Origin of the sequence: Streptococcus australis, from assembly GCF_019930045.1 — a bacterium.
Lineage (GTDB): Bacteria > Bacillota > Bacilli > Lactobacillales > Streptococcaceae > Streptococcus > Streptococcus australis_D.
In genome coordinates, this window is the sequence record NZ_JAHZQQ010000003.1 from 1 (window position 1) to 26,100 (window position 26,100).

General features: G+C 41.6%; 29 protein-coding genes. 19 read left to right on the plus strand and 10 right to left on the minus strand.

Annotated elements, in window-relative coordinates; genetic code table 11:
- Positions 1–110: 110 nt before the first annotated feature.
- The gene (locus K1J10_RS01205) at positions 111–1,460 is read right to left on the minus strand and encodes an aspartate kinase (protein WP_061564752.1); all 1,350 of its coding nucleotides are present in this window, start codon (positions 1,458–1,460) and stop codon (positions 111–113) included.
- A gap of 213 nt (positions 1,461–1,673) precedes the next feature.
- On the opposite strand from K1J10_RS01205, the gene K1J10_RS01210 reads away from it, so the two are divergent.
- The 13 genes from K1J10_RS01210 to K1J10_RS01270 all read left to right on the plus strand — a co-directional run bounded on the left by K1J10_RS01210 (position 1,674) and on the right by K1J10_RS01270 (position 12,275).
- Positions 1,674–2,465 (plus strand): enoyl-CoA hydratase, encoded by a 792-nt coding sequence (locus K1J10_RS01210; protein ID WP_061564753.1) that lies wholly within the window; start codon positions 1,674–1,676, stop codon positions 2,463–2,465.
- A 98-nt stretch (positions 2,466–2,563) separates the two neighbouring features.
- A complete protein-coding gene (gene fabT / locus K1J10_RS01215) occupies positions 2,564–2,998 on the plus strand; it encodes a fatty acid biosynthesis transcriptional regulator FabT (RefSeq protein WP_006597415.1) in 435 nt (144 codons plus the stop codon).
- Entirely contained in the window at positions 2,998–3,972 is a 975-nt protein-coding gene (locus K1J10_RS01220; RefSeq protein WP_223355608.1) for a beta-ketoacyl-ACP synthase III, read from the plus strand. Before fabT ends, K1J10_RS01220 begins: the two co-directional genes overlap by 1 nt.
- A 54-nt stretch (positions 3,973–4,026) precedes the next feature.
- Complete coding sequence (locus tag K1J10_RS01225) at positions 4,027–4,251, plus strand: acyl carrier protein (protein WP_003003892.1); 225 nt, start codon at positions 4,027–4,029, stop codon at positions 4,249–4,251.
- A 110-nt stretch (positions 4,252–4,361) separates the two neighbouring features.
- Positions 4,362–5,327 carry an enoyl-[acyl-carrier-protein] reductase FabK gene (fabK, locus tag K1J10_RS01230; protein ID WP_048688761.1) on the plus strand — a complete coding sequence of 322 codons (966 nt, stop codon included), beginning with the start codon at positions 4,362–4,364 and terminating at the stop codon, positions 5,325–5,327.
- 24 nt (positions 5,328–5,351) lie between these two features.
- Positions 5,352–6,272 carry an ACP S-malonyltransferase gene (gene fabD, locus K1J10_RS01235; protein WP_048688765.1) on the plus strand — a complete coding sequence of 307 codons (921 nt, stop codon included), beginning with the start codon at positions 5,352–5,354 and terminating at the stop codon, positions 6,270–6,272.
- 12 nt (positions 6,273–6,284) lie between these two features.
- Entirely contained in the window at positions 6,285–7,019 is a 735-nt protein-coding gene (gene fabG / locus K1J10_RS01240) for a 3-oxoacyl-[acyl-carrier-protein] reductase (protein ID WP_048688768.1), read from the plus strand.
- 18 nt (positions 7,020–7,037) lie between these two features.
- Positions 7,038–8,270, plus strand: coding sequence for a beta-ketoacyl-ACP synthase II (gene fabF / locus K1J10_RS01245; RefSeq protein ID WP_048688771.1), 1,233 nt, complete (start codon positions 7,038–7,040; stop codon positions 8,268–8,270).
- A 1-nt stretch (position 8,271) separates the two neighbouring features.
- Positions 8,272–8,760, plus strand: a complete 489-nt coding sequence (accB, locus tag K1J10_RS01250; protein ID WP_223355609.1) for an acetyl-CoA carboxylase biotin carboxyl carrier protein — start codon at positions 8,272–8,274, stop codon at positions 8,758–8,760.
- Positions 8,757–9,179 carry a 3-hydroxyacyl-ACP dehydratase FabZ gene (gene fabZ / locus K1J10_RS01255; RefSeq protein WP_223355610.1) on the plus strand — a complete coding sequence of 141 codons (423 nt, stop codon included), beginning with the start codon at positions 8,757–8,759 and terminating at the stop codon, positions 9,177–9,179. The genes accB and fabZ overlap by 4 nt, the downstream gene beginning before the upstream one ends.
- 10 nt (positions 9,180–9,189) lie before the next feature.
- Positions 9,190–10,557 (plus strand): acetyl-CoA carboxylase biotin carboxylase subunit, encoded by a 1,368-nt coding sequence (gene accC / locus K1J10_RS01260; protein ID WP_223355611.1) that lies wholly within the window; start codon positions 9,190–9,192, stop codon positions 10,555–10,557.
- 88 nt (positions 10,558–10,645) lie between these two features.
- Positions 10,646–11,530, plus strand: a complete 885-nt coding sequence (accD, locus tag K1J10_RS01265; protein ID WP_223355612.1) for an acetyl-CoA carboxylase, carboxyltransferase subunit beta — start codon at positions 10,646–10,648, stop codon at positions 11,528–11,530.
- Positions 11,505–12,275, plus strand: a complete 771-nt coding sequence (locus K1J10_RS01270) for an acetyl-CoA carboxylase carboxyl transferase subunit alpha (protein ID WP_223355613.1) — start codon at positions 11,505–11,507, stop codon at positions 12,273–12,275. The genes accD and K1J10_RS01270 overlap by 26 nt, the downstream gene beginning before the upstream one ends.
- Before the next feature lie 41 nt (positions 12,276–12,316).
- On the opposite strand, the gene serS is transcribed toward K1J10_RS01270, so the two are convergent.
- From serS to K1J10_RS01305, 7 genes are all read right to left on the minus strand, one after another.
- A complete protein-coding gene (gene serS, locus K1J10_RS01275) occupies positions 12,317–13,594 on the minus strand; it encodes a serine--tRNA ligase (protein ID WP_223355614.1) in 1,278 nt (425 codons plus the stop codon).
- Between the two features lie 218 nt (positions 13,595–13,812).
- Positions 13,813–14,181, minus strand: a complete 369-nt coding sequence (locus K1J10_RS01280; protein WP_223355615.1) for a DUF956 family protein — start codon at positions 14,179–14,181, stop codon at positions 13,813–13,815.
- Positions 14,182–14,261: 80 nt separating this feature from the next.
- Positions 14,262–15,173, minus strand: coding sequence for a PTS system mannose/fructose/sorbose family transporter subunit IID (locus tag K1J10_RS01285; protein ID WP_223355616.1), 912 nt, complete (start codon positions 15,171–15,173; stop codon positions 14,262–14,264).
- A gap of 18 nt (positions 15,174–15,191) precedes the next feature.
- Positions 15,192–15,995 (minus strand): PTS mannose/fructose/sorbose transporter subunit IIC, encoded by an 804-nt coding sequence (locus K1J10_RS01290; protein WP_006596895.1) that lies wholly within the window; start codon positions 15,993–15,995, stop codon positions 15,192–15,194.
- A 27-nt stretch (positions 15,996–16,022) separates the two neighbouring features.
- The gene (locus K1J10_RS01295; protein WP_223355617.1) at positions 16,023–17,012 is read right to left on the minus strand and encodes a PTS sugar transporter subunit IIB; all 990 of its coding nucleotides are present in this window, start codon (positions 17,010–17,012) and stop codon (positions 16,023–16,025) included.
- A gap of 363 nt (positions 17,013–17,375) precedes the next feature.
- Positions 17,376–18,398 (minus strand): alcohol dehydrogenase AdhP, encoded by a 1,023-nt coding sequence (gene adhP, locus K1J10_RS01300; protein WP_223355618.1) that lies wholly within the window; start codon positions 18,396–18,398, stop codon positions 17,376–17,378.
- Between the two features lie 289 nt (positions 18,399–18,687).
- On the minus strand, positions 18,688–19,500 hold the full coding sequence (locus tag K1J10_RS01305) for a Cof-type HAD-IIB family hydrolase (RefSeq protein WP_223355619.1): 813 nt from the start codon (positions 19,498–19,500) through the stop codon (positions 18,688–18,690).
- A 253-nt stretch (positions 19,501–19,753) separates the two neighbouring features.
- Between K1J10_RS01305 and K1J10_RS01310 the strand changes: the two genes are divergently transcribed.
- From K1J10_RS01310 to lytR, 4 genes are all read left to right on the plus strand, one after another.
- The gene (locus K1J10_RS01310) at positions 19,754–21,175 is read left to right on the plus strand and encodes an NCS2 family permease (RefSeq protein WP_048688804.1); all 1,422 of its coding nucleotides are present in this window, start codon (positions 19,754–19,756) and stop codon (positions 21,173–21,175) included.
- A 124-nt stretch (positions 21,176–21,299) separates the two neighbouring features.
- A complete protein-coding gene (tsaE, locus tag K1J10_RS01315) occupies positions 21,300–21,749 on the plus strand; it encodes a tRNA (adenosine(37)-N6)-threonylcarbamoyltransferase complex ATPase subunit type 1 TsaE (RefSeq protein WP_154859388.1) in 450 nt (149 codons plus the stop codon).
- A 2-nt stretch (positions 21,750–21,751) separates the two neighbouring features.
- Positions 21,752–22,285: a GNAT family N-acetyltransferase gene (locus K1J10_RS01320; RefSeq protein WP_223355620.1), complete on the plus strand. Its 534-nt coding sequence runs from the start codon at positions 21,752–21,754 to the stop codon at positions 22,283–22,285.
- Positions 22,282–23,451, plus strand: coding sequence for a glycopolymer--peptidoglycan transferase LytR (gene lytR, locus K1J10_RS01325; RefSeq protein ID WP_223355621.1), 1,170 nt, complete (start codon positions 22,282–22,284; stop codon positions 23,449–23,451). Before K1J10_RS01320 ends, lytR begins: the two co-directional genes overlap by 4 nt.
- A gap of 57 nt (positions 23,452–23,508) precedes the next feature.
- Here lytR and K1J10_RS01330 read toward each other — a convergent pair whose 3' ends face one another.
- Complete coding sequence (locus K1J10_RS01330; protein WP_223355622.1) at positions 23,509–23,805, minus strand: hypothetical protein; 297 nt, start codon at positions 23,803–23,805, stop codon at positions 23,509–23,511.
- Positions 23,806–23,818: 13 nt separating this feature from the next.
- On the minus strand, positions 23,819–24,232 hold the full coding sequence (locus K1J10_RS01335; RefSeq protein ID WP_006596886.1) for an HIT family protein: 414 nt from the start codon (positions 24,230–24,232) through the stop codon (positions 23,819–23,821).
- A gap of 67 nt (positions 24,233–24,299) precedes the next feature.
- Between K1J10_RS01335 and K1J10_RS01340 the strand changes: the two genes are divergently transcribed.
- Complete coding sequence (locus K1J10_RS01340; protein ID WP_006596885.1) at positions 24,300–25,031, plus strand: ABC transporter ATP-binding protein; 732 nt, start codon at positions 24,300–24,302, stop codon at positions 25,029–25,031.
- A complete protein-coding gene (locus tag K1J10_RS01345) occupies positions 25,028–26,083 on the plus strand; it encodes an ABC transporter permease (protein WP_223355623.1) in 1,056 nt (351 codons plus the stop codon). The genes K1J10_RS01340 and K1J10_RS01345 overlap by 4 nt, the downstream gene beginning before the upstream one ends.
- Positions 26,084–26,100 lie beyond the last annotated feature (17 nt).

Sequence of the window (26,100 nt, forward strand, 5' to 3'; positions counted from 1 at the left end):
GTTTAGCTTACAGAACTGCTTGTGAAGCTCTAGAGGATGAGTTCAAGTAAATGTTGCACTTATTCTTGCAATTTATCTAAAGTAAAAAAAGGTTCTTTCGAACCTTTTTCTTAGTTAAAGAATACATTGTATAGAGCTTTAATAGCCTGTTTTTCTTGTTCTTGATTTACGACAAACATGATGGAAACTTCGCTGGATCCTTGAGAAATCATTTGGATATTAATGTTATTTTCTGATAAAGCCTTTGTGGCTGTAGCTGTTACACCAATTTGATTTTTCATATTCTCTCCGACAATCATAATAATGGAAAGATCATGTTCAATTTCGGCATAATCTACTTGTAAATCTTGGATTAGATGTTTTAAAATTTCTTGTTCTTTAATTGGAGTCAATTCTTTTGACCGAAGAATTACTGATAAGTCGTCAATACCTGTCGGCATATGATCCCAACTAATATTCAAGTCTTCTAAAATTTGTAATAATTTTCTACCAAAACCGACTTCTCTATTCATTAGGTATTTGGTGGTATTAATGCTGACAAATCCAGAGTCTCCTGCAATCCCAACGACTTTAACATTTTCATCGGTATGGTTCAGCACAATCTTCGTACCTGGATGTTTTGGATTGTTGGTGTTCTTGATCACCATTGGAATCTTTCCACGATATGCAGGAACAAGTGCTTCATCATGTAGGACACTAAAGCCAGCATAGGCTAATTCCCGCATCTCCTTATAGGTTAATTCAGGAATAGAATGTGGCTGTTTGATAATGCCTGGGTGAGCTGCAAAAATACCATCGACGTCTGTAAAGTTCTCGTAGAGATCTGCTTTAACTCCCGCTGCGATAATTGATCCTGTAATATCAGAACCACCTCTTGAAAAAGTACAGACTTGTCCTTCTCTAGTAATTCCAAAGAATCCAGGGATTACTAAAATTTCATTATGGTTTCTCAGTTCTTCAATCTTATCGTAACTAGAAGGGAGAATGCGGGCATTGCAAGGTTCACTTGTTACAAAGATACCTGCATCTTTTGGATGGATATATTTTGCTTCTAAACCCTTTTTTACAAAGTAAGCTGCAATGAGTTTTGCATTGTTGTTCTCTCCAGCTGCTAAGAAGGTATCATATAAGAAGGTATTATCGGACTTGGGAAGTGTTGCAAGGGATTTGATATCTCTAGCAATCTCTTCGATAATTTCCTCGTCTAAGTCTAACTCCTCTGTAATGGATCGATAGCGATTGATAATCCATTCTTGACTTTGGTTCGTATCTTTTCCGTTGGTATATTCTTTATAATACTTGATGAGGGCATCTGTGACTTTTGTGTCCTCAGCATTGCGTTTCCCTGGAGCAGAAACGACCACGTATTGACGGGTTTCATCTTCTTTAACAATATTGAATACTTTTTCTAGCTGGGTAGCAGATGCTAACGAACTACCACCAAATTTAACTACTTTCATGTGGACTCCTTTACAAAACTTACTTTAAATTATACCAAAGATAAGGCTTAGTTACAATCTAAAAAAGCACTGTTATCAAGCGAGTCTTTCGGGTGAGACACTTTGTTATGAAAATGTAATTTACTTCTCAAAGTAGTTGTGCTAAAATAATATGAAAATAAATAAGTTCAATTATCAAACAATTTGAATAGCTAATTAGTAAAGAGGTGGCTTATGGTGTTCGAAACGATTATTTATTCTGTAGAAGAGGATCTCGCATCTATTATTTTAAATAGACCAGAGGTTTCAAATGGTTTTAACATTCCAATGTGTCAGGAAATCCTTGAAGCATTAGAATTAGCTGAGAAGAATCCAGATGTTCGTTTTATTTTATTTAAAGCAGTCGGCAAGGTTTTTTCAGTTGGTGGTGATTTAGCTGAGATGAAACGGGCTGTTGATGCTGATGATATCGACTCGTTAACGCAAATTGCGGAATTGGTCAATCAAATCTCTAAAAAAATGAAGCAAATTCCAAAACCTGTGATTATGGTTGCAGATGGTGCGGTTGCAGGAGCAACTGCTAATATGGCAGTAGCGGCGGACTTTTGTATTGCTTCTGATAAAGCAAAGTTTATTCAAGCCTTTGTTGGAGTCGGTTTGGCTCCTGATGCCGGTGGCCTATTCCTTTTAGGAAGAGCCATTGGTTTGATTAGGGCAACTCAGTTAGCAATGACTGGTGAACCATTAGGTGCTGAAAAGGCTCTGGAATATGGCGTTGTGTACAAGGTTTCTGAAGTAGAAAAATTAGACAAGACTGTCAACCAACTACTCATAAAGTTAAGACGTAGCTCAGACAATTCTTTTGCTGCGATTAAAGAGTTGGCTTGGTCTAGCATGCTGACTGACTGGGATCGTTATGCTGAAATTGAGTTGCGATTGCAAAGAAATCTTTCTCTCAAGGAAGACTTTAAAGAAGGAGTTATTGCCTATTCAGAGCGTCGGCGCCCAAAATTCCAAGGAAAATAAAAACGTAAAATTTTTATGTTTTTATTGCTGAGGCTTGCTATTTGGTTTGATTTTTGATAAAATTCGATTATCAAAGTAATGAATAGGGGGTGTGGTTTTTGAATTTTCAACTAGTCAATGATTACCTTACATCCATTTTTAACAACGTATTAGTCATCGAAGAAACTAGTTTACGTAGCAGTCGATTTAATGATGTTTCCATTAAGGAAATGCACACCATTGATGTCATCGGCTCAACACCAAACGCAACTCCAAGTGATATTTCGCGTTCGTTAATGGTAACGTTAGGTACAGTCACTACCAGTTTAAATAATCTTGAACGAAAAGGTTATATTGAACGAACCAGATCTGAAGTTGATCGTCGGGTCGTCCATTTGAGTTTGACCAAAAGAGGCAAGCTCTTGTATCGGCTTCACCAACAATTTCACAAGCGGATGGTCAATCAAATTATTGATGGGATGTCTCCAGATGAACGGAAAGTGATGCAAAAAGGGTTGCAGAATCTTTATCGTTTCTTGGAGGAGTTGAAATAATGACTTTTGCAAAAATTAGTCAGGTAGCCCATTATGCGCCAAGCCAAGTGATTTCTAATCAGGATCTTTCTGAACGGATGGATACCAGCGATGAGTGGATTGCTAGTCGAACAGGAATTCGGAAGCGTCATATTTCTCAATCAGAATCAACCAGCGATTTAGCTACGGAAGTGGCTCGTCGCTTGCTTGAAAAAAGTGGTTTACAAGCGGATCAGTTGGATTTTATTATTGTTGCAACGATTTCGCCCGATTCCATGATGCCATCCACTGCAGCTCGTGTTCAAGCTAAAATTGGGGCTTCTAAAGCTTTCGTCTTTGATTTGACAGCAGCTTGTAGTGGATTTGTCTTTGCGCTTGCGACTGCTGAAAAGTTGCTTCGGTCTGGCCAGTACAAACGAGGAATCGTTATCGGAAGTGAAACCTTATCGAAAGTGATTGATTGGGAAGATCGGACAACAGCGGTCCTATTTGGGGATGGTGCTGGCGGTGTTTTATTGGAAGCTTCCGAACAACAAACTTTTTTAGCTGAAAGTTTATTTTCAGATGGTTCTCGTGGAGAGGTTCTTCAATCATCATCTGTTGGTTTATCTTCACCATATTCAGATAAGGAAGAAGATAAAAAATATTTATCAATGGATGGAAGAGCAGTCTTTGATTTTGCTATTCGGGATGTGGCTAAGAGTATTAAACATATGTTAGCTGATGCTCCAGTAGCTGTTGATGAAATTGACTATTTTCTCTTGCACCAGGCAAATGACCGTATCTTAGATAAGATGGCTAAGAAAATCGGGGTTGATCGGGAAAAACTTCCTGCAAATATGATGGAATATGGCAACACCAGTGCCGCAAGTATTCCAATTTTATTATCGGAGTGTGTCGACCAAGGACTAATCAAATTGGATGGAAGTCAAATAATTCTTCTGTCAGGATTTGGTGGAGGTTTGACATGGGGCTCACTTCTTGTTACAATCTAGTTAAACATGTGGAAACACATTTTAAAAATTTTTATTATTTTAAGGAGGCCAATCATGGCAGTATTTGAAAAAGTACAAGAAATTATTGTTGAAGAACTTGGTAAAGAACCATCAGAAGTAACTCTTGAGTCTACTTTTGAAGATCTTGAAGCTGATTCATTGGATTTGTTCCAAGTGATTTCAGAAATTGAAGATGCATTCGACATTCAAATTGAAACTGAAGAAGGATTGTCTACTGTAGGTGACCTTGTTGCTTACGTAGAAGAAAAAACTAAATAATAATGGATGAGAGTATCGAAAGATATTCTCTCTTGTTTAGGTAATAGTTTGACGCTCAAAGCAAAGAACCGCTTTCAAACTATTACTTAAGCGAAAATGAGGAAGGTACTATGCAAACACGAATTACTGAATTATTAAACATTAAATATCCAATTTTCCAAGGTGGTATGGCTTGGGTAGCGGATGGAGATCTTGCTGGGGCTGTATCTAATGCAGGTGGTCTTGGGATCATCGGTGGAGGAAATGCACCTAAAGAAGTTGTCAAAGCGAATATTGATCGTGTCAAATCCATTACTGACAAACCTTTTGGAGTCAATATCATGCTCCTTTCTCCTTTTGCAGATGACATCGTTGACTTGGTTATCGAAGAAGGGGTTAAAGTTGTTACCACTGGTGCAGGGAATCCTGGGAAATACATGGATCGTTTCCATGAAGCGGGCATTACCGTTATTCCGGTTGTACCTTCAGTAGCTTTAGCAAAACGGATGGAAAAACTAGGTGCGGATGCTGTCATTGCTGAGGGAATGGAAGCAGGAGGTCATATTGGTAAATTGACGACCATGACCTTGGTTCGTCAAGTGGTCGAAGCGGTCTCTATTCCAGTTATCGGTGCTGGTGGTGTTGCAGATGGTGCAGGAGCGGCTGCAGTCTTCATGCTTGGGGCAGATGCTGTTCAAGTGGGAACACGATTTGTCGTTGCTAAAGAATCAAATGCTCACCAAAACTTTAAGAATAAAATCTTGAAAGCTAAGGACATTGATACAGTGGTGTCTGCGTCAGTTGTTGGCCACCCAGTTCGTGCGATTAAGAATAAATTGGCTTCTGCTTATAACCAAGCTGAAAAAGATTTCTTGGCAGGTAAGAAGACTCAAGAAGAAATTGAAGAATTAGGAGCAGGTGCTCTTCGCAATGCTGTTGTTGACGGAGACGTTGATAATGGATCTGTGATGGCAGGACAAATTGCAGGTCTCGTAAGTAAAGAAGAAACCTGTGCTGAAATCTTGGAAGATATCTATCTTGGAGCTGCTAAGGTCATTCAGAAAGAAGCAGCTCGCTGGGCAGATGTTAAATTCTAACAAGTAAAGGAAAGGAAGAGAACAGTGACAAAACGTGCCTTCTTATTTGCTGGTCAAGGTGCCCAAAAATTGGGGATGGCTAGTGACTTGTATGCAACTTATCCCGTTGTCAAAGAGACATTTGATACGGCTAGTCGTATTCTAGGTTATGATTTGCGTGAATTGATTGATTCTGACGAAGAAAAACTCAATCAAACACGCTATACTCAACCAGCTATTTTGACAACTTCTGTAGCTATTTATCGTCTATTGGCAGAAAATGGCATGACACCGGATATTGTGGCTGGTCTCTCCCTGGGAGAATATTCTGCTTTGGTTGCCGCAGGTGCTCTTTCCTTTGAAGAAGCGGTCGCCTTGGTAGCTAAGCGAGGGGAATTTATGGAAACAGCTGCGCCTGCTGGAAGCGGGAAGATGGTAGCTGTTATGAATACTGATCCTGCCTTGATTGAAGAAATCTGTCAACAGGCTTCTGAAAAGGGAGTTGTAACACCCGCTAACTACAATACTCCTGCCCAGATTGTGATTGGTGGAGAGGTTGAAGCTGTGGATTATGCAGTTGAACTCTTACAAGAAGCAGGGGCAAAACGGTTGATTCCTCTGAATGTCTCTGGTCCTTTCCATACGGCCTTGCTTGCTTCTGCTAGTGAAAAACTAGCGACTGAACTTGAAAAAGTTACTTTTAAGGACTTTAGCTTGCCTTTGGTTGGGAATACAGAAGCAAAGATCATGAAATCAGACGAAATCAAAGCTTTATTAGCTCGCCAAGTGATGGAGCCCGTTCGTTTCTATGATTCGATTGCGACGATTCAAGAGTTTGGAGTAGATGAAGTGATTGAAATTGGTCCAGGTAAGGTCTTGACTGGTTTCTTGAAAAAGATTGATAAAACTCTTCCAACGAAAAATGTGGAGGATCAAGCCAGCCTTGATGCCCTACTGAACGAATAAGATGAGGTGACTATGGAACTAAAGAATAAAAATGTATTTGTTACTGGCTCAAGTCGAGGCATTGGATTGGCTATTGCGCATAAATTTGCGTCAAAAGGTGCCAACATTGTCTTAAATAGTCGTGGAGAGCTCCCAGCAGGCCTAGTGGATGAATTTGCCTCATACGGTGTGAAGGTAGTTGGCGTTACTGGGGACGTATCCCAAGCTGCGGAAGCGAAACGAATGGTCGCGGAAGCGATTGAAGCACTTGGCTCAGTAGACATCCTTGTCAACAATGCTGGGATTACCAATGATAAGCTCATGTTGAAATTGACGGAAGAAGATTTCGAGCAAGTCTTAAAGGTGAATTTGACCGGTGCTTTTAATATGACACAATCGGTCTTAAAACCGATGACCAAAGCACGTGAAGGTGCTATCATTAACATGTCGAGTGTTGTCGGTCTGACAGGAAATGTTGGACAAGCCAACTATGCAGCCTCAAAAGCTGGTTTGATTGGTTTTTCTAAATCTGTAGCACGTGAAGTAGCTGGTAGAAATGTCCGTGTCAATGTCATTGCGCCGGGCTTCATTGAGTCTGATATGACAGAAGGACTTCCTGAAAAAATTAAAGAAATGTCTCTCGCTCAAATTCCAATGAAACGATTTGGAAATACAGAAGAAGTGGCAGATGTTGCAGTCTTTCTTGCGACTCAAGAATATCTAACAGGGCAAGTCATCGCAATTGATGGTGGCTTAACCATGCAATAAAAAGAGGTAGGTTTTGAAATGAAATTAAATCGTGTTGTTGTAACAGGCTATGGCTTGACATCTCCAATCGGAAACACTCCAGAAGAATTTTGGAACAGCTTAAAAGAAGGAAGGATTGGAATTGGTCCGATTACAAAATTTGACCACAGTGACTTTGCTGTTCATAATGCAGCTGAAATCCAAGATTTCCCATTTGATAAGTACTTTATCAAGAAAGATACAAACCGCTTTGACAACTACTCTTTGTATGCCTTGTATGCCGCTCAAGAAGCTGTGAATCATGCAGGTTTAGATGTAGAAGCTATTGATAAAGATCGTTTTGGTGTCATTGTTGCTTCTGGTATTGGTGGTATCAAAGAAATCGAAGATCAAGTGATTCGTTTGCATGAAAAAGGACCAAAACGTGTCAAACCAATGACCCTTCCAAAAGCTTTGCCAAATATGGCATCTGGTAATGTTGCGATGCGTTTTGGAGCTAATGGAATTTGTAAATCGATCAATACTGCTTGTGCCTCTTCCAATGATGCGATTGGGGATGCTTTCCGCGCTATCAAGTTTGGTTTCCAAGATTTGATGTTGGTCGGTGGTTCTGAAGCTTCTATTACACCATTTGCAATCGCCGGTTTCCAAGCCCTAACAGCTCTTTCAACAACAGAAGATCCAACTCGTGCTTCTATTCCATTTGATAAAGATCGGAATGGTTTTGTGATGGGGGAAGGATCAGGAATGTTGGTACTTGAAAGTTTGGAACACGCTGAAAAACGTGGTGCAACCATTCTTGCTGAAGTCGTGGGTTACGGAAATACTTGTGATGCTTACCATATGACTTCTCCACATCCAGAAGGTCAAGGTGCTATTAAAGCAATGAAGTTGGCTTTGGATGAGGCAGAAATTGAACCAGCTCAAGTTGATTATGTTAACGCCCATGGTACCTCTACTCCAGCGAATGAAAAAGGAGAAAGTGGTGCAATCGTTTCTGTATTTGGTACAGAAGTTCCAGTATCTTCTACAAAATCATTTACAGGTCACCTCTTGGGGGCAGCAGGGGCAGTTGAAGCTATTGCGACGATTGAAGCAATTCGCCATCAATATGTTCCAAAAACTGCTGGAACACAAGAGTTATCAGATTATATTGAAGCCAATGTCATCTTTGGTGAAGGGCAAGAACGTCCGATTTCCTTTGCTATTTCCAATACATTTGGATTTGGAGGACACAATGCTGTCTTAGCCTTTAAACGTTGGGAGGGATAAAGTGAATATTCAAGAGATTAAAGACCTAATGAGTCAATTTGACCAATCTAGTCTTCGTGAATTTAGCTATCAAAATGCAACGGATGTGCTATCATTTAGTAAAAATGCTGGCAGTGTAGCTAGCCCACAACCTGCTACGCCGGCTCCTGTAGTTCAAGAAGTGGCACCTGCTGTTGAGAGCCCTGTTGTTCTTGCAGAAGAACCAGTTGCTTCTTCAGCACCAGCTCCTGAAGCAAGTCCAGCAGTAGCAGCAGAAGGGGAAGTGGTTGAAAGTCCTCTTGTTGGTGTAGCTTATTTAGCTTCAGGTCCAGATAAACCAGCTTTTGTTCAGATTGGAGATAGTGTTTCAAAAGGCCAAACCCTATTGATTATTGAAGCGATGAAAGTTATGAACGAAGTTCCTGCACCAAAGGATGGAATTGTCACTGAAATCCTTGTTTCAAATGAAGAAATGGTTGAGTTTGGGAAAGGATTGGTACGGATTAAATGATCGATATTCAAGCTATTAAAGAGGCTCTTCCGCATCGCTATCCGATGTTGTTGGTGGATCGCGTCCTTGAAACAAGTGAGGATACGATTGTAGCCATTAAGAATGTGACGATCAATGAGCCCTTCTTTAATGGGCACTTTCCAAGCTACCCAGTAATGCCAGGTGTCCTCATTATGGAAGCCTTGGCACAAACTGCTGGTGTCTTAGAATTATTCAAACCAGAAAATAAAGGAAAATTAGTCTTTTATGCTGGAATGGATAAGGTTAAATTTAAAAAACAAGTCGTTCCGGGAGATCAGCTCGTAATGACGGCTACCTTTGTCAAGCGTCGTGGTTCGATTGCGGTCGTGGATGCAAAAGCGGAAGTCGATGGGAAATTAGCTGCTAGCGGGACCCTAACATTTGCAATTGGTAACTAGGGAGGTTTCTATGTTCCGAAAAATTTTAATCGCGAATCGTGGTGAAATTGCGGTCCGGATTATTCGAGCTGCTCGTGAATTAGGAATTGAAACAGTCGCTGTCTATTCAACGGCTGATAAGGAAGCCTTGCATACCTTACTAGCGGATGAAGCAGTTTGTATTGGGCCTGCCAAATCAACCGAGTCTTATTTGAACATGAATGCTGTTTTATCTGCAGCAGTTTTGACTGGATCAGAAGCGATTCACCCAGGATTTGGATTTTTGAGTGAAAATTCGAAGTTTGCCACCATGTGTGAAGAAGTCGGGATTAAGTTTATCGGACCATCAGGATCTGTCATGGATATGATGGGTGATAAAATTAATGCCCGAGCACAAATGATCAAAGCAGGCGTGCCTGTTATTCCAGGATCAGATGGAGAAGTTCATACAGCAGAAAAAGCCTTGGAAGTTGCCGATCGGATTGGTTATCCTGTCATGCTGAAAGCATCAGCTGGAGGTGGCGGTAAAGGAATCCGTAAAGTAGAACGGGCAGAAGACCTAGTTCCAGCTTTTGAATCTGCTTCGACAGAAGCTAAGGCGGCCTTTGGCAATGGAGCTATGTACCTAGAACGTGTCATCTACCCAGCTCGTCATATTGAGGTTCAAATCTTGGCTGACCAATTTGGACATGTGGTTCATTTGGGTGAACGGGATTGTTCCCTTCAAAGAAACAACCAAAAAGTCCTCGAAGAATCTCCATCCGTAGCAATCGGTAAGACAATTCGAGACCAAATCGGATCTGCGGCTGTCCGAGCAGCAGAATCTGTTGGCTATGAAAATGCTGGGACCATCGAGTTTCTTTACGATGAAGGGAAAGGCGAATTTTACTTCATGGAGATGAACACTCGGGTTCAAGTAGAGCATCCTGTGACAGAATTTGTTACTGAAATTGATATCGTGAAAGAGCAAATTAAAATTGCTGCTGGGCAAGAATTGTCTGTTCGTCAAGAAGATATTCAAATTTCTGGCCATGCAATTGAATGCCGGATCAATGCAGAAAATCCTGCCTTTAACTTTGCACCAAGTCCAGGAAAAATCACCAATCTCTATCTTCCAAGTGGAGGAGTCGGCTTGCGCGTGGATTCAGCTGTCTACCCTGGCTATACGATTCCACCTTACTACGATAGTATGATTGCCAAAATCATTGTCCATGGAGAGAATCGTTTCGATGCCTTGATGAAGATGCAACGCGCCCTCTATGAGTTGGAAATTGATGGTGTAATGACCAACAGTGATTTCCAATTGGATTTGATTTCAGATTCGAATGTGATTGCTGGTGATTACGATACCGCCTTTCTGATGGAGACATTTTTACCAAATTATCAGAAAAATCAATAAGCAATGAACTTTGTAAATGTGAGATTCATTTTCACAAGGAATGAACGCGCACAATTACAAAGTTCTTTTACCAAGTAAGGAGAAGTTGATGGCTTTATTTTCTAAAAAAGATAAGTACATTCGAATTAATCCCAATCGGTCGGCCATTGAAGCACCTCAGCCAAAACCAGAGGTTCCAGATGAGTTGTTTTCTCAGTGTCCGGGCTGTAAACATACGATTTACCAAAAGGATCTAGGAAGTGAACGTCTGTGTCCGAAGTGTGGTTATACCTTCCGCATCTCTGCGGTTGAGCGACTTCAATTGACGATTGATCCAGGAAGCTTTATTGAACTGTTTACGGGTATTGAGACCAAGGACCCGCTTAAGTTTCCAAACTACAAGAAGAAATTGGCGGCTGTTCGTGAATTGACAGGACTTGATGAAGCTGTGCTAACAGGAACTGCAAAGATCGGGGGCCATCAAGTGGCTCTCGGTATTATGGACTCTAATTTCATCATGGCTTCTATGGGTTCTGTGGTCGGTGAAAAGATTACGCGTCTATTTGAATTGGCGACAGAAGAAAAGCTCCCAGTTGTGCTCTTTACCGCTTCTGGTGGCGCTCGGATGCAAGAAGGAATCGTCAGTTTGATGCAGATGGCTAAAATCTCTGCAGCTGTTCAAAGACACTCAAAAGCAGGCTTATTTTATCTGACAGTTCTAACAGACCCAACAACAGGTGGGGTAACGGCGTCATTTGCAATGGAAGGGGATATTATCATTGCAGAGAGCCAGGCCCTTGTGGGATTTGCAGGTCGACGAGTGATCGAGTCTACTGTACGGGAACAGTTACCGGATAATTTCCAAAAGGCTGAATTTTTGCAGGAGCATGGCTTTGTGGATGTGATTGTCCAGCGTAGTGAGATGCGTTCAACAATCGCAGACTTGTTAGCCTTTCATGGAGGGAGTAATGACAAGAATAACACAAATTATTAAAGAAGCTCGTGACCAAGGACGTTTAACATCTCTCGATTATGCTCATGGAATTTTTGATAACTTTATCGAATTGCATGGAGATCGGAATTTCCGAGATGATGGTGCAGTGATTGGTGGAATTGGCTGGTTAGGGGATCAAGCGGTAACGGTTGTCGGGATTCAAAAAGGAAAGAATCTTCAGGACAACCTCAGTCGAAACTTTGGCCAACCCCACCCAGAAGGCTATCGAAAAGCTTTGCGTCTCATGAAGCAAGCGGAGAAATTTGGCCGTCCAGTTGTGACCTTTATCAATACAGCGGGTGCTTATCCTGGTGTTGGTGCTGAAGAACGAGGACAAGGTGAAGCCATTGCCCGTAACCTCATGGAAATGAGTGATTTAAAAGTTCCGATTATCGCGATTATCATCGGAGAAGGTGGCTCAGGTGGGGCCTTGGCTCTTGCTGTAGCAGATAAGGTCTGGATGCTTGAGAACTCCATCTATGCGGTCTTGAGTCCAGAAGGTTTTGCCTCTATTCTTTGGAAAGATGGTAGTCGTGCCATGGAAGCAGCTGAATTGATGAAGATTACTTCGCATGAGTTGTTGAATATGGATATTGTGGACAAAGTGATTCCGGAGCATGGTTTTTCTAATGGCGAATTACTAGCTCAAGTGAAGAAAGAAATCCAAGCAGAATTGAAGAAGCTACAAGTCTTGCCTATCGAAGAACTTCTAGAGCAACGTTACCAACGTTTTCGTAAGTATTAAAAAACTGAGCTTGCAATTTGCAAGACTCAGTTTTTTTAACTTTATTTTGGTGCGATGACTTCAGCGCCACCCATATATGGACGAAGAACTTCAGGAATGGTTACAGAACCATCTTCGTTTTGATAGTTTTCAAGAATAGCAGCGACGGTGCGTCCAACAGCCAATCCAGAACCATTCAAGGTGTGAAGAAGTTTAACCTTACCGTCAGCTTCATCACGATAGCGGATTTGGGCACGACGTGCTTGGAAATCTTCCGTATTTGAACAGCTTGAGATTTCACGGTAGGTGTTTTGAGCAGGGATCCAAACTTCCAAGTCATAAGTCTTAGCAGCTGAGAAGCCCATGTCTCCCGTTGAGAGAGCCACGACACGATATGGCAAGTTCAATTTTTGAAGGATGTTTTCAGCGTTGGCTGTCATCTTTTCCAATTCTTCATATGATTCTTCCGGTTTGGCAAATTTGACCATTTCTACCTTATGGAATTGGTGTAAACGGATCAAACCACGAGTGTCACGACCAGCAGAACCAGCTTCTGAACGGAAAGAAGGGCTCATGGCAGTAAAGTAGATTGGCAGATCTTTACCATCAATGATTTCATCACGGTAGTAGTTGGTCAGTGGCACTTCAGCAGTTGGAATCAAGACATAGTTGGTGTCGCTGAGTTCAAAAGTATCCTCCTTAAATTTTGGATATTGACCAGTACCAAACATAGAATCGTGGTTGACCATGTAAGGGGTGATGACTTCTGTATATCCTTCCTTGCCATGCTCATCCAACATAAAGTTATAGATAGCACGTTCTAAGCGAGCTCCAAGCCCCTTGTAGAAGAGGAAACGAGCGCCTGTGACTTTACCACCACGTTCCCAGTCAAGGATGTCTAAGTCTTCTCCAAGGTCCCAGTGAGCTTTTGGTTCGAAGTTAAACTCGCGAGGAGTTCCCCAACGGCGAACTTCTACGTTATCGTCTTCATCAGCCCCAACAGGCACACTATCAGCAGGGATGTTTGGAAGAGTCGTAGTAAATTCTGTCAATTTCGCATCGATTTCTGCCAATTCTGCATCAAGAGCTTTGACCTCAGCAGAAAGAGTTTGCATGGCAGCAATCTTATCATTTGCATTTTCTTTGTTGCGTTTGGCTTGGGCGATTTCAGCAGATACTGTGTTGCGCTCAGCCTTGAGGCTTTCTACTTTGACCAAGATGTCACGACGCTTGGCATCGATTTCTTTCATTTCGTTTAAGATAGCAGCGTCTACGCCGCGTGTCGCTAATTTTTCAGCAACTGCATCAAAGTCTGTACGAATTCGTTTAATATCTAACATAGCTTCTCCTTTAACAAAAAGCACACCTGTTACAGTGTTGGAGTGGCAGGGCCACGGTTCCATCCAACTTCACAGGTGTGCACTTGATTTGATCTTCAATTTTTTGATAAACGGTAGAATTTCAATTAAGTCCTCTATCTGCTCACAGCAACCGCAGACTTTCTGAAAGATTTCCTTAATTTACTTATCCGTTTTCGTTTATTATACAAGAAAAGTACCTATTTTGCAAATAGATTTTTAATTTTAGCTGTGATGGTTTGGATCAAGGTCGGTAACTTGACAATTTTATCATTCCCAAGGTGTTGACGGGCAATTTTTAAGATTTTCCCCGAGTCTTTAGAAGCAAAGAGGAACTTGCTTTCCTTGGTGTAAATTTCAAAATGGCGACTAATTTTACGCCCAGATACGTTGGCTCCAATCTGGTCGATTTCTTTCCAGGGAATTTGGATATAGTCTTCGACATTGGCATCCGCATAAAATTCAAAAGCCACATCCCCTACTAAGATTTTTCCAACCTTCCCTCCAACACCTAGATAAGAGACAGCAGTGGTGTGGAATTCAACGGTTTTATTCTGCGATTGTGCCATGTGATCCTCCTGTAACAATGTTCATTTCATTATACCATAATAAAAAGAAGGCCGAAACCTTCTTTTTATTTGGTCTTTGCTTACATCAAGCCTGCAACGTGTGCCAAGACACCGATTACAAAGAGGGCGATGATGATAGCGATTGGAGATACTTTCTTCTTAAGCAACCACATACAAGCGAAAGTAAGAAGCAATCCCATCAAACCAGGAATCAATGAATCCAAGTTTTGTTGGAAAGTTGTAACTTTTTCAGGTGTTTGAGATAGACCTGAACCAACTTGAGCGAAGGCTTCTTGGATACCCTTGTATCCTTCAGGAAGTTTATCCCAGTGGATATAAGCTTTGTCGTCTAATTTGACAGAAGAAACATTAAAGATGAATTTAATAGATACCCAACGTTCTACCAAGACAGCAAGGATGAACATCCCGAGGATAGAAGCTCCTTTAGTGATGTCTTGCAAGATCCCACCAGACATATCTTTGGTAATTTCAGAACCTGCTTTGTAACCAAGTTCTTGGGTGTACCACAAGAAGGACATACGAATCGCATTCCATGCAATAAAGAAGATGAGTGGGCCAAGGATATTACCAGTCAAGGCAAGAGATGCACCAAGTGCTCCAAGGATTGGACGAACTGTAAACCAGAAGACAGGATCTCCGATACCCGCCAAAGGCCCCATCATACCAATCTTAACCCCTTGGATAGCGGCATCATCGATGGCAGCGCCATTTGCTTTTTCTTCTTCAAGGGCAAGAGTTACCCCGATGATTGGAGCAGCTACGTATGGGTGAGTGTTGAAGAACTCCATGTGACGCTCAAGAGCAGCCGCTTGGTCTTCTTTCTTCGTGTAAAGTTTTTTGATAGCTGGGATCAATGAGTAAGCCCAACCCAAGTTTTGCATCCGTTCATAGTTCCAAGAACCTTGCAAGAAGGTTGAACGCCACCAAACTTTTTGACGATCTGATTTAGATAATTGTAATTTTTCAGTCATGATAGTGTCACACCTTTCTTAATAGTCTTCAAGGATATCGCCAATTGGGTCATTAGAAGTAGCAACTCCGCCACCTCCATTGCCACCTTTCTTAGAGAGAGAAAGGTAGATCAAGGCAAGGGCAACACCAATTGCACCAAGAGCAATCAAGGTCAATTGGCTAACAGCAGCAAGAGCAAAACCAATGGCAAAGAATGGCCAAACTTCACGGCTTGCCATCATGTTGATAACCATGGCGTAACCAACGGCAACGACCATACCACCACCGATTTGCATACCGTCTGACAACCAAGCAGGCATCGCTTCAAGAGCACCTTTAACAGTGTCAGCAGGGATCATCAAAAGAAGGGCTGCAGGAATGGCGATACGAAGACCTTGAAGGAGAAGTGCTACAAAGTGAGCGCGTTCTACGCCTTTGATATCACCTTTTTTAGCAGCAGCGTCGGCAGTGTGGACCAAACCAACGGAGAGAGTACGGACGATCATGGTCAAGAAAAGACCAGCAACTGCAAGTGGAATAGCTACACCTTGAGCCACAGCGATTCCTTTAGAGCTAAAGTCACCACCAAGAACCAAGATAATCGCAGCAGCAACTGATGCAAGAGCAGCATCGGGTGCAACTGCGGCACCAATGTTGGCCCAGCCAAGTGCAAGTAATTGAAGGGAACCACCAAGCATAACACCGGCAGTCAAGTTACCTGTTACCAAACCGATTAAGGTACAAGCAACAAGTGGTTGGTGGAATTGGAATTGGTCAAGGATACCTTCAAGACCTGCTAAGAAGGCAACAACGACCACTAATACCATAGAAATAATAGACATGTTTAAAATCCTTTCGTAAGTAATCGGTTATTGAACGTTAGCTTTGTTAATTAAGTCAAACAAATCTTTCTTAGAGTCATTTGGTACTTTACGGACATCAAATTCCACTCCAAGATCACGCATTTTTTCAAATGTAGCCACATCCTCTTTGTCCATTGACAAGACATTGTTAACCATGGTTTTACCAGTTGAGTGGGCCATTGAACCAACGTTCAAGGTTTTAATCGGAACACCACCCTCGATGGCACGAAGGGCATCTTGAGGTGTTTCAAACAAGATCAAAGCATGTGTTTCACCAAAGCGTGGATCTTTTGCAACGTCGATCAATTTTTGAATTGGGACAACGTTTGCTTTCACACCATTCGGTGCTGCTTGCTTGATCAACTCTTTACGGAGCTCATCTTTGGCAACTGAGTCTGAAGCTACGATAATTCGATCCGCTTTTGAATCAGGTGTCCAAGCAGTTGCGACTTGTCCGTGAAGTAGACGAGTATCTAAGCGGGCAAGATTAATCTTGAGTTTTCCGTCACCGATCACTGTTCCTTCTGGAATAGCGGCTTGGGCAACAGGAGCAACTGAAGCAGTGCTTGCTTCTTCGACTGGATTCAATTCTTCTGGAAGAGCTTTGATTCCATCTTTAGATTCTTTGATGATGTTTGCAGCAACTTGATCAACACCAGCAGTTGCATCCATCAAACGTTCAGTATAAGCTTGAATCAACATTGGAAGGTTTAATCCTGTGATGATTGCAAATTTGCGATCTGGATTTTCTCCCATGACACGACTCGCTTGGTTAAATGGAGAACCACTCCAAAGGTCAGCCAAAACCAAGATTTCATCTTCTGCATCAAATGCGGCAACAGCAGCATTGAACTTAGCGTAGAGGTCATCTGGTCCTTCGCTTGGCATGAACGTAACCACTTGAACTTTCTCTTGATCCCCAAAGATCATCGAGCCGGATTGGTGGATCCCAGCAGCAAATTCACCGTGGCTAGCAATAATGATACCAATACTCATTATTGACATTCCTCCTTATAAATTTGTTTGACTTTCAGTTTAAGAAAACTTTAAGCTACTTTATTATAAATCGTTTTCACACTTAAGTCAATTTTTCTATCAAAATTTACAGGTAAAAGAGGATCTTTGTTATATTAATTTATCCCTATAGAGCAGCTATTCCTACTGGTTTATCGCTAAATGATTCCATGAAAACAGCGCTATATATGCTATAGTTTGTAAGCGAAGGTTAGTTATGAAATTGTGGAAAATCAGTCATGAATCAAACAAGTAAAATAAAAATATAACAAACTGGTTGATGGATCTATTAAGAGTACTAAAAAAAGACCAGCCCAGTTGGGCTAGTCCTGTAGGTTCAGTTATTTAGTTTGTGAAGTCAAGTACCATACGTCCTTGAATGGTTCCAGCTTCCATTTCGTCAAAGACTTTGACAGCATCTTCTACTGGACGTTTTTGAACGACAGGGACTACCAAGCCTTCTGCACCAAATTGGAAGGCTTCTTCCAAGTCTTTACGAGTTCCTACTAGAGAACCGATGACTTGGATACCATCTAATACCGTTTTCACAATGCTGAGGTCCATCATTTCTGAAGGAAGTCCAACTGCGATAACGCGGCCACCTGCACGAACAGAATCTACTGCTTGGTTGAAAGCTACTTTAGAAACAGCTGTTACTACAGCAGAGTGAGCTCCACCATTTGTTTTTTCTTTGATCAATCCTGGGACATCTTCGACTTCGCGACCGTTGATGACAAAGTCTGCACCAACTTCTTTCGCCAATTCCAGTTTGTCGTTGTTGATATCGACAGCGATGACATGTGTATTGAAGACTTTCTTAGCATATTGAACAGCCAAGTTTCCTAGTCCACCAGCTCCGTAGATGACAATCCATTGTCCTGGTTCAGCTTTGGCTTCTTTGATGGCTTTGTAAGTTGTAACCCCGGCACAGGTAATAGAAGAAGCTTGTGCTGGATCTAATCCTTCTGGTACTTTCACTGCGTAATCTGCAGTAACGATACATTGTTCAGCCATTCCTCCATCAACAGAGTAACCAGCATTTTTTACAGTCCGGCAAAGAGTTTCACGACCAGTTGTACAGTATTCACAAGTTCCACATCCTTCGAAGAACCAAGCAACACTAACGCGGTCACCAACTTTTAAGCTTGTCACATCTGGAGCAAGTTCTTTAACAATTCCGATTCCTTCATGTCCAAGAACACGGCCTGGGACTTTACCGAAGTCTCCGTGAGCAACATGCAAGTCCGTGTGGCAGACACCACAGTACTCAATTTGAACAAGTGCTTCCCCTGTTTCCAATGGACGCATATCCTTGTTTGCAACGATTTCAACACCAGTACCTTCTGGATTTACAACAACAGCTTTCATAGTTTTCCTCCTCAAGAGCTTAGTTGAATTAGAGACGTTAATAAAACGAGAAGTAACATCACTTGAATCATTATCGTATGAAACGAGCTAGGCTCCTTTTTTATTTTTGTTATGTTAATTTTATCACAAACTTTGTCAGTTAGCAAGCGCTTACACAGAAAATTTTCTGAAAATAAACTTAACTGGTTAAATTATTTTCAGAAAAGGTCCCTATAAGGTCCCGTATGTTTGAGAAAACAAAAAGCTTGAATCCTTTCTTGTAAAAGGTGATTCAAGCAATTCTCTTTATTTATAGGAGGAGTTTTTCTAATTGACGAGCAACGCCGTCCTGATCATTTGTATACTCGGTTTGTTTATTGGCATAGGGGAGGAGGACAGGATTGGCGTTTTTCATTGCATAACCAGTTCCTGCAAAAGCTAACATGTCTGTATCGTTTTGTTCGTCTCCAAAGGCGATCAGATCTTTCCGATCAAGTCCGTAAGTCTCGAGGAGATAGTTAAGGGCAAAGGCCTTGTTGACCCCTTTTGGAGCGCACTCCAGAATGTTGAGGGGACCACCCCAACTATTGATTTCCAACTCATGATGGTAGTAATCACGCATTTCTTCGGCTAAAGCATACTTGTCTTCAGCGCGTGTTTGAAAGAGGATGGCATTTGGGTTTTCAGTGACTTTACGAGCTTCGAATTTTGTTTTGGAGGAGATTTTAGAAACCCCAAATAAAGCAGGATCAATAGTATGGTGGTAGGTATGGGTGACATAGAACTTATTGCGATACTCTCCTGCAATAAAGTCTGCCTGGATGTCATTTTCTCTCTTGACCATATCGAGGAGGTATTTTTTATCAAGGGTCATGGATAGTTCTTTCGACCATTTTTTATTTGGAATATGAGTGAGAGCGCCGTTAAAGTTAATCATGGGACTTTCCAATCCCAATTCCTTATAGATGTGATCTGCCATTCGATAGGGACGTCCAGTTGTAATAATGACCCGGTGACCTTGTTCACTGACTTTCTGGATGGTTTCAATCGTATAAGGCGATAATTTGCTTTCAGAATTTAATAAGGTGCCATCTAAATCGACAGCGATTAGTTTTTTATTCATAGGAAGAATCCTTTCATTTGTATGGTTTTTCATACTCTAAATGAGGAGTATAGAAGTGCCATATTTTAAGAAGAATGCTACCATTATACCAGATAAACAGGAAAATTTCAGTCTTTCGAATAGAAGACGATGTGACACGAAAGATTGTCCAGATGAATCTCTTGTAAAAGTGAATGATTTTTGATAAAATATTGGTATTGTTCGTGATTGAGTCACGAGCAGATTTATTTTTTTTAAGGAGTTTATTAGAAAAATGGATAAGTTTTTCAAACTATCTGAACACGGAACGACGGTTCGTACAGAGGTATTAGCTGGTTTAACGACCTTCTTTGCCATGTCTTATATCTTATTTGTAAACCCTCAAATGCTCTCTCAAACAGGAATGCCTGCTCAGGGAGTATTTCTAGCAACCATTATTGGCTCAGTCGTTGGGACTCTCATGATGGCTTTCTACGCGAATCTGCCTTATGCCCAAGCGCCAGGAATGGGCTTGAATGCCTTCTTTACCTTTACAGTGGTATTTGGGATGGGCTATTCTTGGAAAGAAGCCTTGGGAATGGTATTTATTTGTGGATTAATTTCCTTGATTATCACATTAACTAATGTTCGGAAAATGATTATTGAGTCCATTCCAAATGCTTTGCGTTCAGCTATTTCAGCTGGTATCGGAATTTTCTTGGCTTATGTGGGAATCAAAAATGCTGGCTTGTTGAAGTTTTCGATTGATCCGCATACCTATACGGTGGCAGGAGAAGGGGCTGACAAAGCGAATGCAGCGATTACAGCAAATTCTGCAGCAGTCCCAGGACTTGTTAGTTTCAATAGTCCGACAGTCCTCCTTGCCTTGGCTGGCTTAGCCATTACTGTTTTCTTTGTCATCAAGGGCATTAAAGGAGGAATTATCCTTTCTATCCTTACGACAACAATCCTCGCTATTGTGTTTGGCATTGTTGATCTTTCAACGATTGACTTTGGTAGTACCCATCTTGGAGCAGCCGTTAATGATCTTGGGAAAATTTTTGGTGCTGCACTTGGTTCAGAAGGATTAGGTTCTTTGATTACCAATACTTCTCGTCTTCCTGAAACCTTGATGGCCATCCTCGCTTTCTCATTGACAGATATCTTTGATACGATTGGTACCTTGATTGGAACTGGTGAAAAAGTTGGTATTGTTGCCACAAATGGTGAAAATCATCAATCCGCTAAATTGGATAAAGCCCTTTATTCAGACCTCGTAGCGACATCTGTTGGTGCTATTGCAGGTACTTCGAATGTGACAACTTATGTTGAGTCAGCTGCGGGTATCGGAGCTGGTGGACGGACTGGTTTGACAGCCCTTGTAGTAGCCATCTGTTTCGCAGTGTCAAGTATTTTTAGTCCCCTTCTTGCTATTGTACCGACAGCAGCCACAGCACCGATTTTGATCATCGTTGGGATCATGATGTTGAGTAGCTTGAAAAACATCCATTGGGATGATATGGCAGAAGCTGTACCAGCCTTCTTCACCTCTATCTTTATGGGATTCAGCTATTCCATCACAAATGGGATTGCAGCAGGTTTTATTACCTATACAGTAACCAAATTGGTCAAAGGTGAAGCCAAAGAAGTTCACAGTATGATTTGGATTTTAGATGCCTTGTTTATCTTGAACTTTATCAGTATGGCCTTGCATTAGAATGAACATAGAGGAAAGCTTGGACAAAGAGTCCGAGCTTTTTTTTGATTGTCTCATGTGAGGCAGGAGGTTGATCGACTAAAAATAGTGGGCAATAATCAATTATTTTTGGTATAATGGAGGAATGAAAAGTCAAAATGAACAAGAGTTGATGTCCCTTGGAAAACAGTTGGGTCAACGATTAGAAAAACAGGATGTCGTGATTCTGACGGGAGATCTGGGGGCAGGGAAAACAACCTTTACAAAAGGCCTTGCTCAAGGGTTGGATATTCGTCAGATGATCAAAAGTCCCACTTATACTATCGTGAGAGAATATGAAGGCCGCTTACCCTTGTATCACCTGGATGTTTATCGTATTGGAGATGATCCAGATTCGATTGATTTGGATGACTTTTTATTTGGTGAAGGGGTGACCGTTATTGAGTGGGGAGAATTGCTAGAGACCAGTCTTCCTGCTGGATATTTAAAGGTTGAACTGCTCAAGGACGGCGACGGACGTGAGATACGCTTGTCAGCTGTCGGTGAACGTGCAGAACAATTAAAGGACTCATTTCTAACTTCTGTAGGAGCTTGAAGATGGAACAGGTATTGGATCTCTTTTTAAAAGAGGCTGAGGCTTCAGATGCAGAGCGTTTACTCGACTTTTTTAAAGCTGTAGCGACTGAATCTGAGTTCATGACCTTGGCTCCAGAAGGGCTTGGGATGACCAAGCAAGAGTTGGAAATATTTGCTGAAACACAAGCACAAACAGACAATCAATTATGTCTCTTATTATACTTGGGTGAGGATCTGGTAGGTGTCTTAAATATTGCAGCGGATCAAAACAGAGCCTTGCGCCATATTGGAGATGTCTTTATCGTTGTTCGGAAGGCCTATTGGAATAAAGGCTTGGGTCGTATTCTTCTAGAAGAAGGAATCGCATGGGCAGAAGGTACCAACCTCCTTCGGAAGTTAGACCTCAGTGTCCAAGTTCGAAATGAACGGGCCATCCATCTCTACCAAACGCTAGGATTTGAAATTGAAGGTCTCCGCAAGAGAGGCGTATACAAGGAAGGGGAATATCTGGATGTTTACCTAATGGGCAAACTGATAGATGGACAGAATCAATGATTAAAAAAATTCTATTAGTGTTTTTTAGTTTGTTAGCTGTAACGACAATCGGTCTTGGAGCCTATGGGCTGACCATCCTCAATCAGTCAACAAACACGTTGAGTAAGACCTTTAAAGGCATTGGCGATGAAAATAATGTCATTGCAGAAAACAAACCGATGACCATCTTGCTCATGGGGGTTGATACTGGATCAGGTTCACGAGAGGATCAGTGGGTAGGAAACAGTGATACCATGATTCTGGTGACGGTGAATCCACAGACGCGTGAAACAACGATTATGAGTTTGGAACGGGATATCTTGACCAATATCACGAAGGATGGAGAAACTGTCCAAGCGAAGCTGAATGCGGCTTATGCTCAAGGTGGGGCAGAGTTGGCCATTGAAACCATCCAAGATTTGATGAATATTCATATTGACCGTTATGCGATGATCAATATGAAAGGTCTCGTCCAACTGGTTGATAAGGTCGGTGGTATCACGGTAAACAATCCATTTGATTTTGATATTTCAATTGAAGAAAATGAACCGGAATACACAGCGAAAATTCCACCTGGTCGTCAAGAGATTGATGGAGAGCAAGCCTTGGTATATTCACGGATGCGTTATCAAGATCCAGAAGGAGACTACGGTCGACAAAAACGCCAACGGGAAGTTATCGAAAAGATCATCAAGAAAGTATTGACTCTGGACGGTTTGAGCAACTATCAAGGAATTATTGAAGCGGTTAGTGATAATATGCAGACCAATATCTCCTTAGATACGAATAGCTTGATGCAGTTGATGGGCTATCGAGATGCCTTGAAGAACATCCGTATGGAACAGTTGAAAGGGGAAGATGCCACCCTAGCGGATGGCGGAAGTTACCAAATCGTTACTTCAGAGCACCTGCTGAAGATGCAGAATATCCTGCGTAAAAGTTTGGGCTTATCACCTTTAAGCAAGCTCAAAACAAGTGCCGTTCTATTGGATGGCGACGAAACTGGGGGAGCTTCTTCATCAGAAAGTGGAGAAAGTCCAGTAGAGGCGAGCCAGGATACGGGCGGAGGTTATTATGATCCTTCCTATGCTCCAGAGACTTCTGTAAGCTCAGAAGCAGTGACACCCTATCAACCGACAGTGACACCTTATACGGATACAACGGTAGCTGGTGCTGGAGGAAACTAAAGTCAAATACTTCTAAAAATAAAAAGGTTTTGAGACGACTATCTCAAAACCTTTTGTTTATTCATGATCGTTAGATTTCTCAGACCAAATAGTTTGGATTTGTTCTACAGAAGCGTTGGCTTGCTGAGAGAAGACCCTTGCTTTATAGGAAAAGTCTTCCAGTAGTTGATTTAAAAGGACTCTTTGCTCCTGAATGATTTCAATGTTTTTTTTGATTTTAGTAACATTTGATTGAATTCCATCCGTGAGTTGTTTGGTTTCGTTGAATTCATTTTTCAGTGGTTCGCGATTTTTAACAAGTTGATAGCTGATGGTTGCTCCAGTCGCAAACCAAAATAGATCTCTTAATTTCATAGTAAGCTCCTTTTTAATGGTTTGAGATATCCTTGGCTAATTGGGCAAGGTGTTCGAAATCAGGTTCGTGGGCAATGAAATCAATCTTTAGGTCGTCTTCTTGAGAGTAGCGTGGAAGAATATGGACGTGGGTGTGGAAGACAGACTGACCCGCAATTTCTTCCATGTTACTAATGATATTCATTCCTTGAGGCTGTGTAGCACCTTCCACTTTTTTGGTGACTCTTGAAACGATGTTAAAAAGATCAGCTGTTTCATCTGGTGTCATCTCCAATAGATTACGGGCGTGTCTTTTTGGAATCACGAGGGTATGGCCTGGAGTGACCTGAGAGATATCTAAAAAAGCAAGAAAATGGTCATCCTCGTAGACCTTAGAAGCAGGAATTTCTCCGGCAACAATCTTACAAAAAATACAATCCGAAACCATAAATGCACCTCAATTTCGCTAGATTTTGTTATAATATAAGAACATTATACCAGAAAGCTAAGAAAATATGTTAGAAATAAAAAACCTGACAGGAGGCTATGTCAATATCCCTGTCTTAAAAGATGTTAGTTTTGAGGTTGGTGATGGTCAATTAATTGGATTGATTGGCTTGAATGGAGCAGGGAAATCAACGACCATTAATGAAATAATTGGCCTATTGCGTCCCTATGCTGGCGAAATCCGGATCGACGGTTTGACTTTAGCTACTTCTCCAGGTGCTTATCGCCAAAAAATTGGTTATATTCCTGAAACACCGAGCCTTTATGAAGAGTTAACCCTGCGTGAGCATATTGAGACAGTGGCGATGGCCTATGACTTGGATCAGGAAGCAGTTTTTGCGCGTGTGACTCCTCTCTTGAAGCAATTCCGACTAGAGGAAAAATTGGATTGGTTTCCTGTCCATTTTTCTAAGGGGATGAAACAAAAGGTCATGATTATTTGTGCCTTTGCTGTTGATCCAAGTTTGTTTATTGTCGATGAGCCTTTCTTAGGTTTGGATCCAGTTGCGATCTCAGATTTAATTCAATTATTGAAGGTGGAAAAAGAGAAGGGGAAATCTATTTTAATGAGTACCCATGTGCTGGATTCTGCTGAAAAAATGTGTGATGCCTTTGTCATCCTCCATAAGGGACAGGTCCGTGCTCAGGGGACTTTAGAGGATTTGCGGACAGAATTTGGAATGGCAGATGCAGATTTGAATGAGATTTACCTTGCACTAACAAAAGAGGCTGACCGATGATTGAAGTTTTACAAAAGAGGAAGACGACCTTTCGCAATCAGTGCTTAAAATATTCTCGCTATGTGTTTAATGATCACTTTGTCCTCTTTCTCCTGATTTTTCTAGGCTTTTTAGCGGTTCAGTACAGTCAATTTTTGCGCTCCCTACCAGAAGATAAGAGCCTTCTCCTCCTTGTACTTGTCCTTGCTCCTTTGCTCCTGCTTCCAATTGGTTCCATCGCAACCTATTTTGAGAAGCCAGACATGATTTTCCTTCTGGCAAAAGAAGAGCAATTGAAAGGCTATTTGAACCAACAGATCTTACGAGCGACTATTTTCTGGGGAATTGTACAAACCCTTGTGCTTGTTCTATTTGTCCCTTTGGCTTTGGCTTTAGGACTGTCTTTGATCATTGTAGTGGTTTATTTGGCTATTCTCTTCTTGTTGAAGGTTCTTGTTTTTCAAGGGAAGGGGAAAAGATTCTATAACCAGGCGGGTCTTGATTGGAAGCGAATCGTAGAGCTAGAAAACCAGAGAAAGCAAAGTATTCTAAGATTTTTCTCCCTTTTTACCACAGTAAAAGGAATGACCAACAGCGTGAAACGGCGGGCCTATTTAGACGGACTAACAAGCATGGTTCCAAAAGTCAGTTCCAAGACTTGGAACAACCTGTATCTCCGTTCTTATCTCAGAAATGGAGATCTGTTTTCCATGAGTCTGCGTCTATTAGGACTATCAATTGCTGTCTTTGTCTTCATCCCGCAAACGCTAGTAGCAGTGGCCGTCGCGGGGCTCTTGAATTATTTACTTGTTTTTCAATTGCTCGGACTCTACAAGGCCTTTGACTATCAGTATTTAACGCGACTCTTCCCTTTGGAAATCAGTGCTAAAACACGAGGGCTTCTTCAAACAGTTCAATCGGTGACCTTGTTTGTCGTTCTTGTCGAGGGAGGACTGGGATTACTGGTCTTTGAAGACAAACTTCTCGTCCTGGCCTTGCTAGCTTTCACAGGCTTTTTAGCCTATGGTTATGCACCTTTCAAGGTGAGACGATTAGTTGACGAAACGCTTTAAAATTAGTAAAATAGATG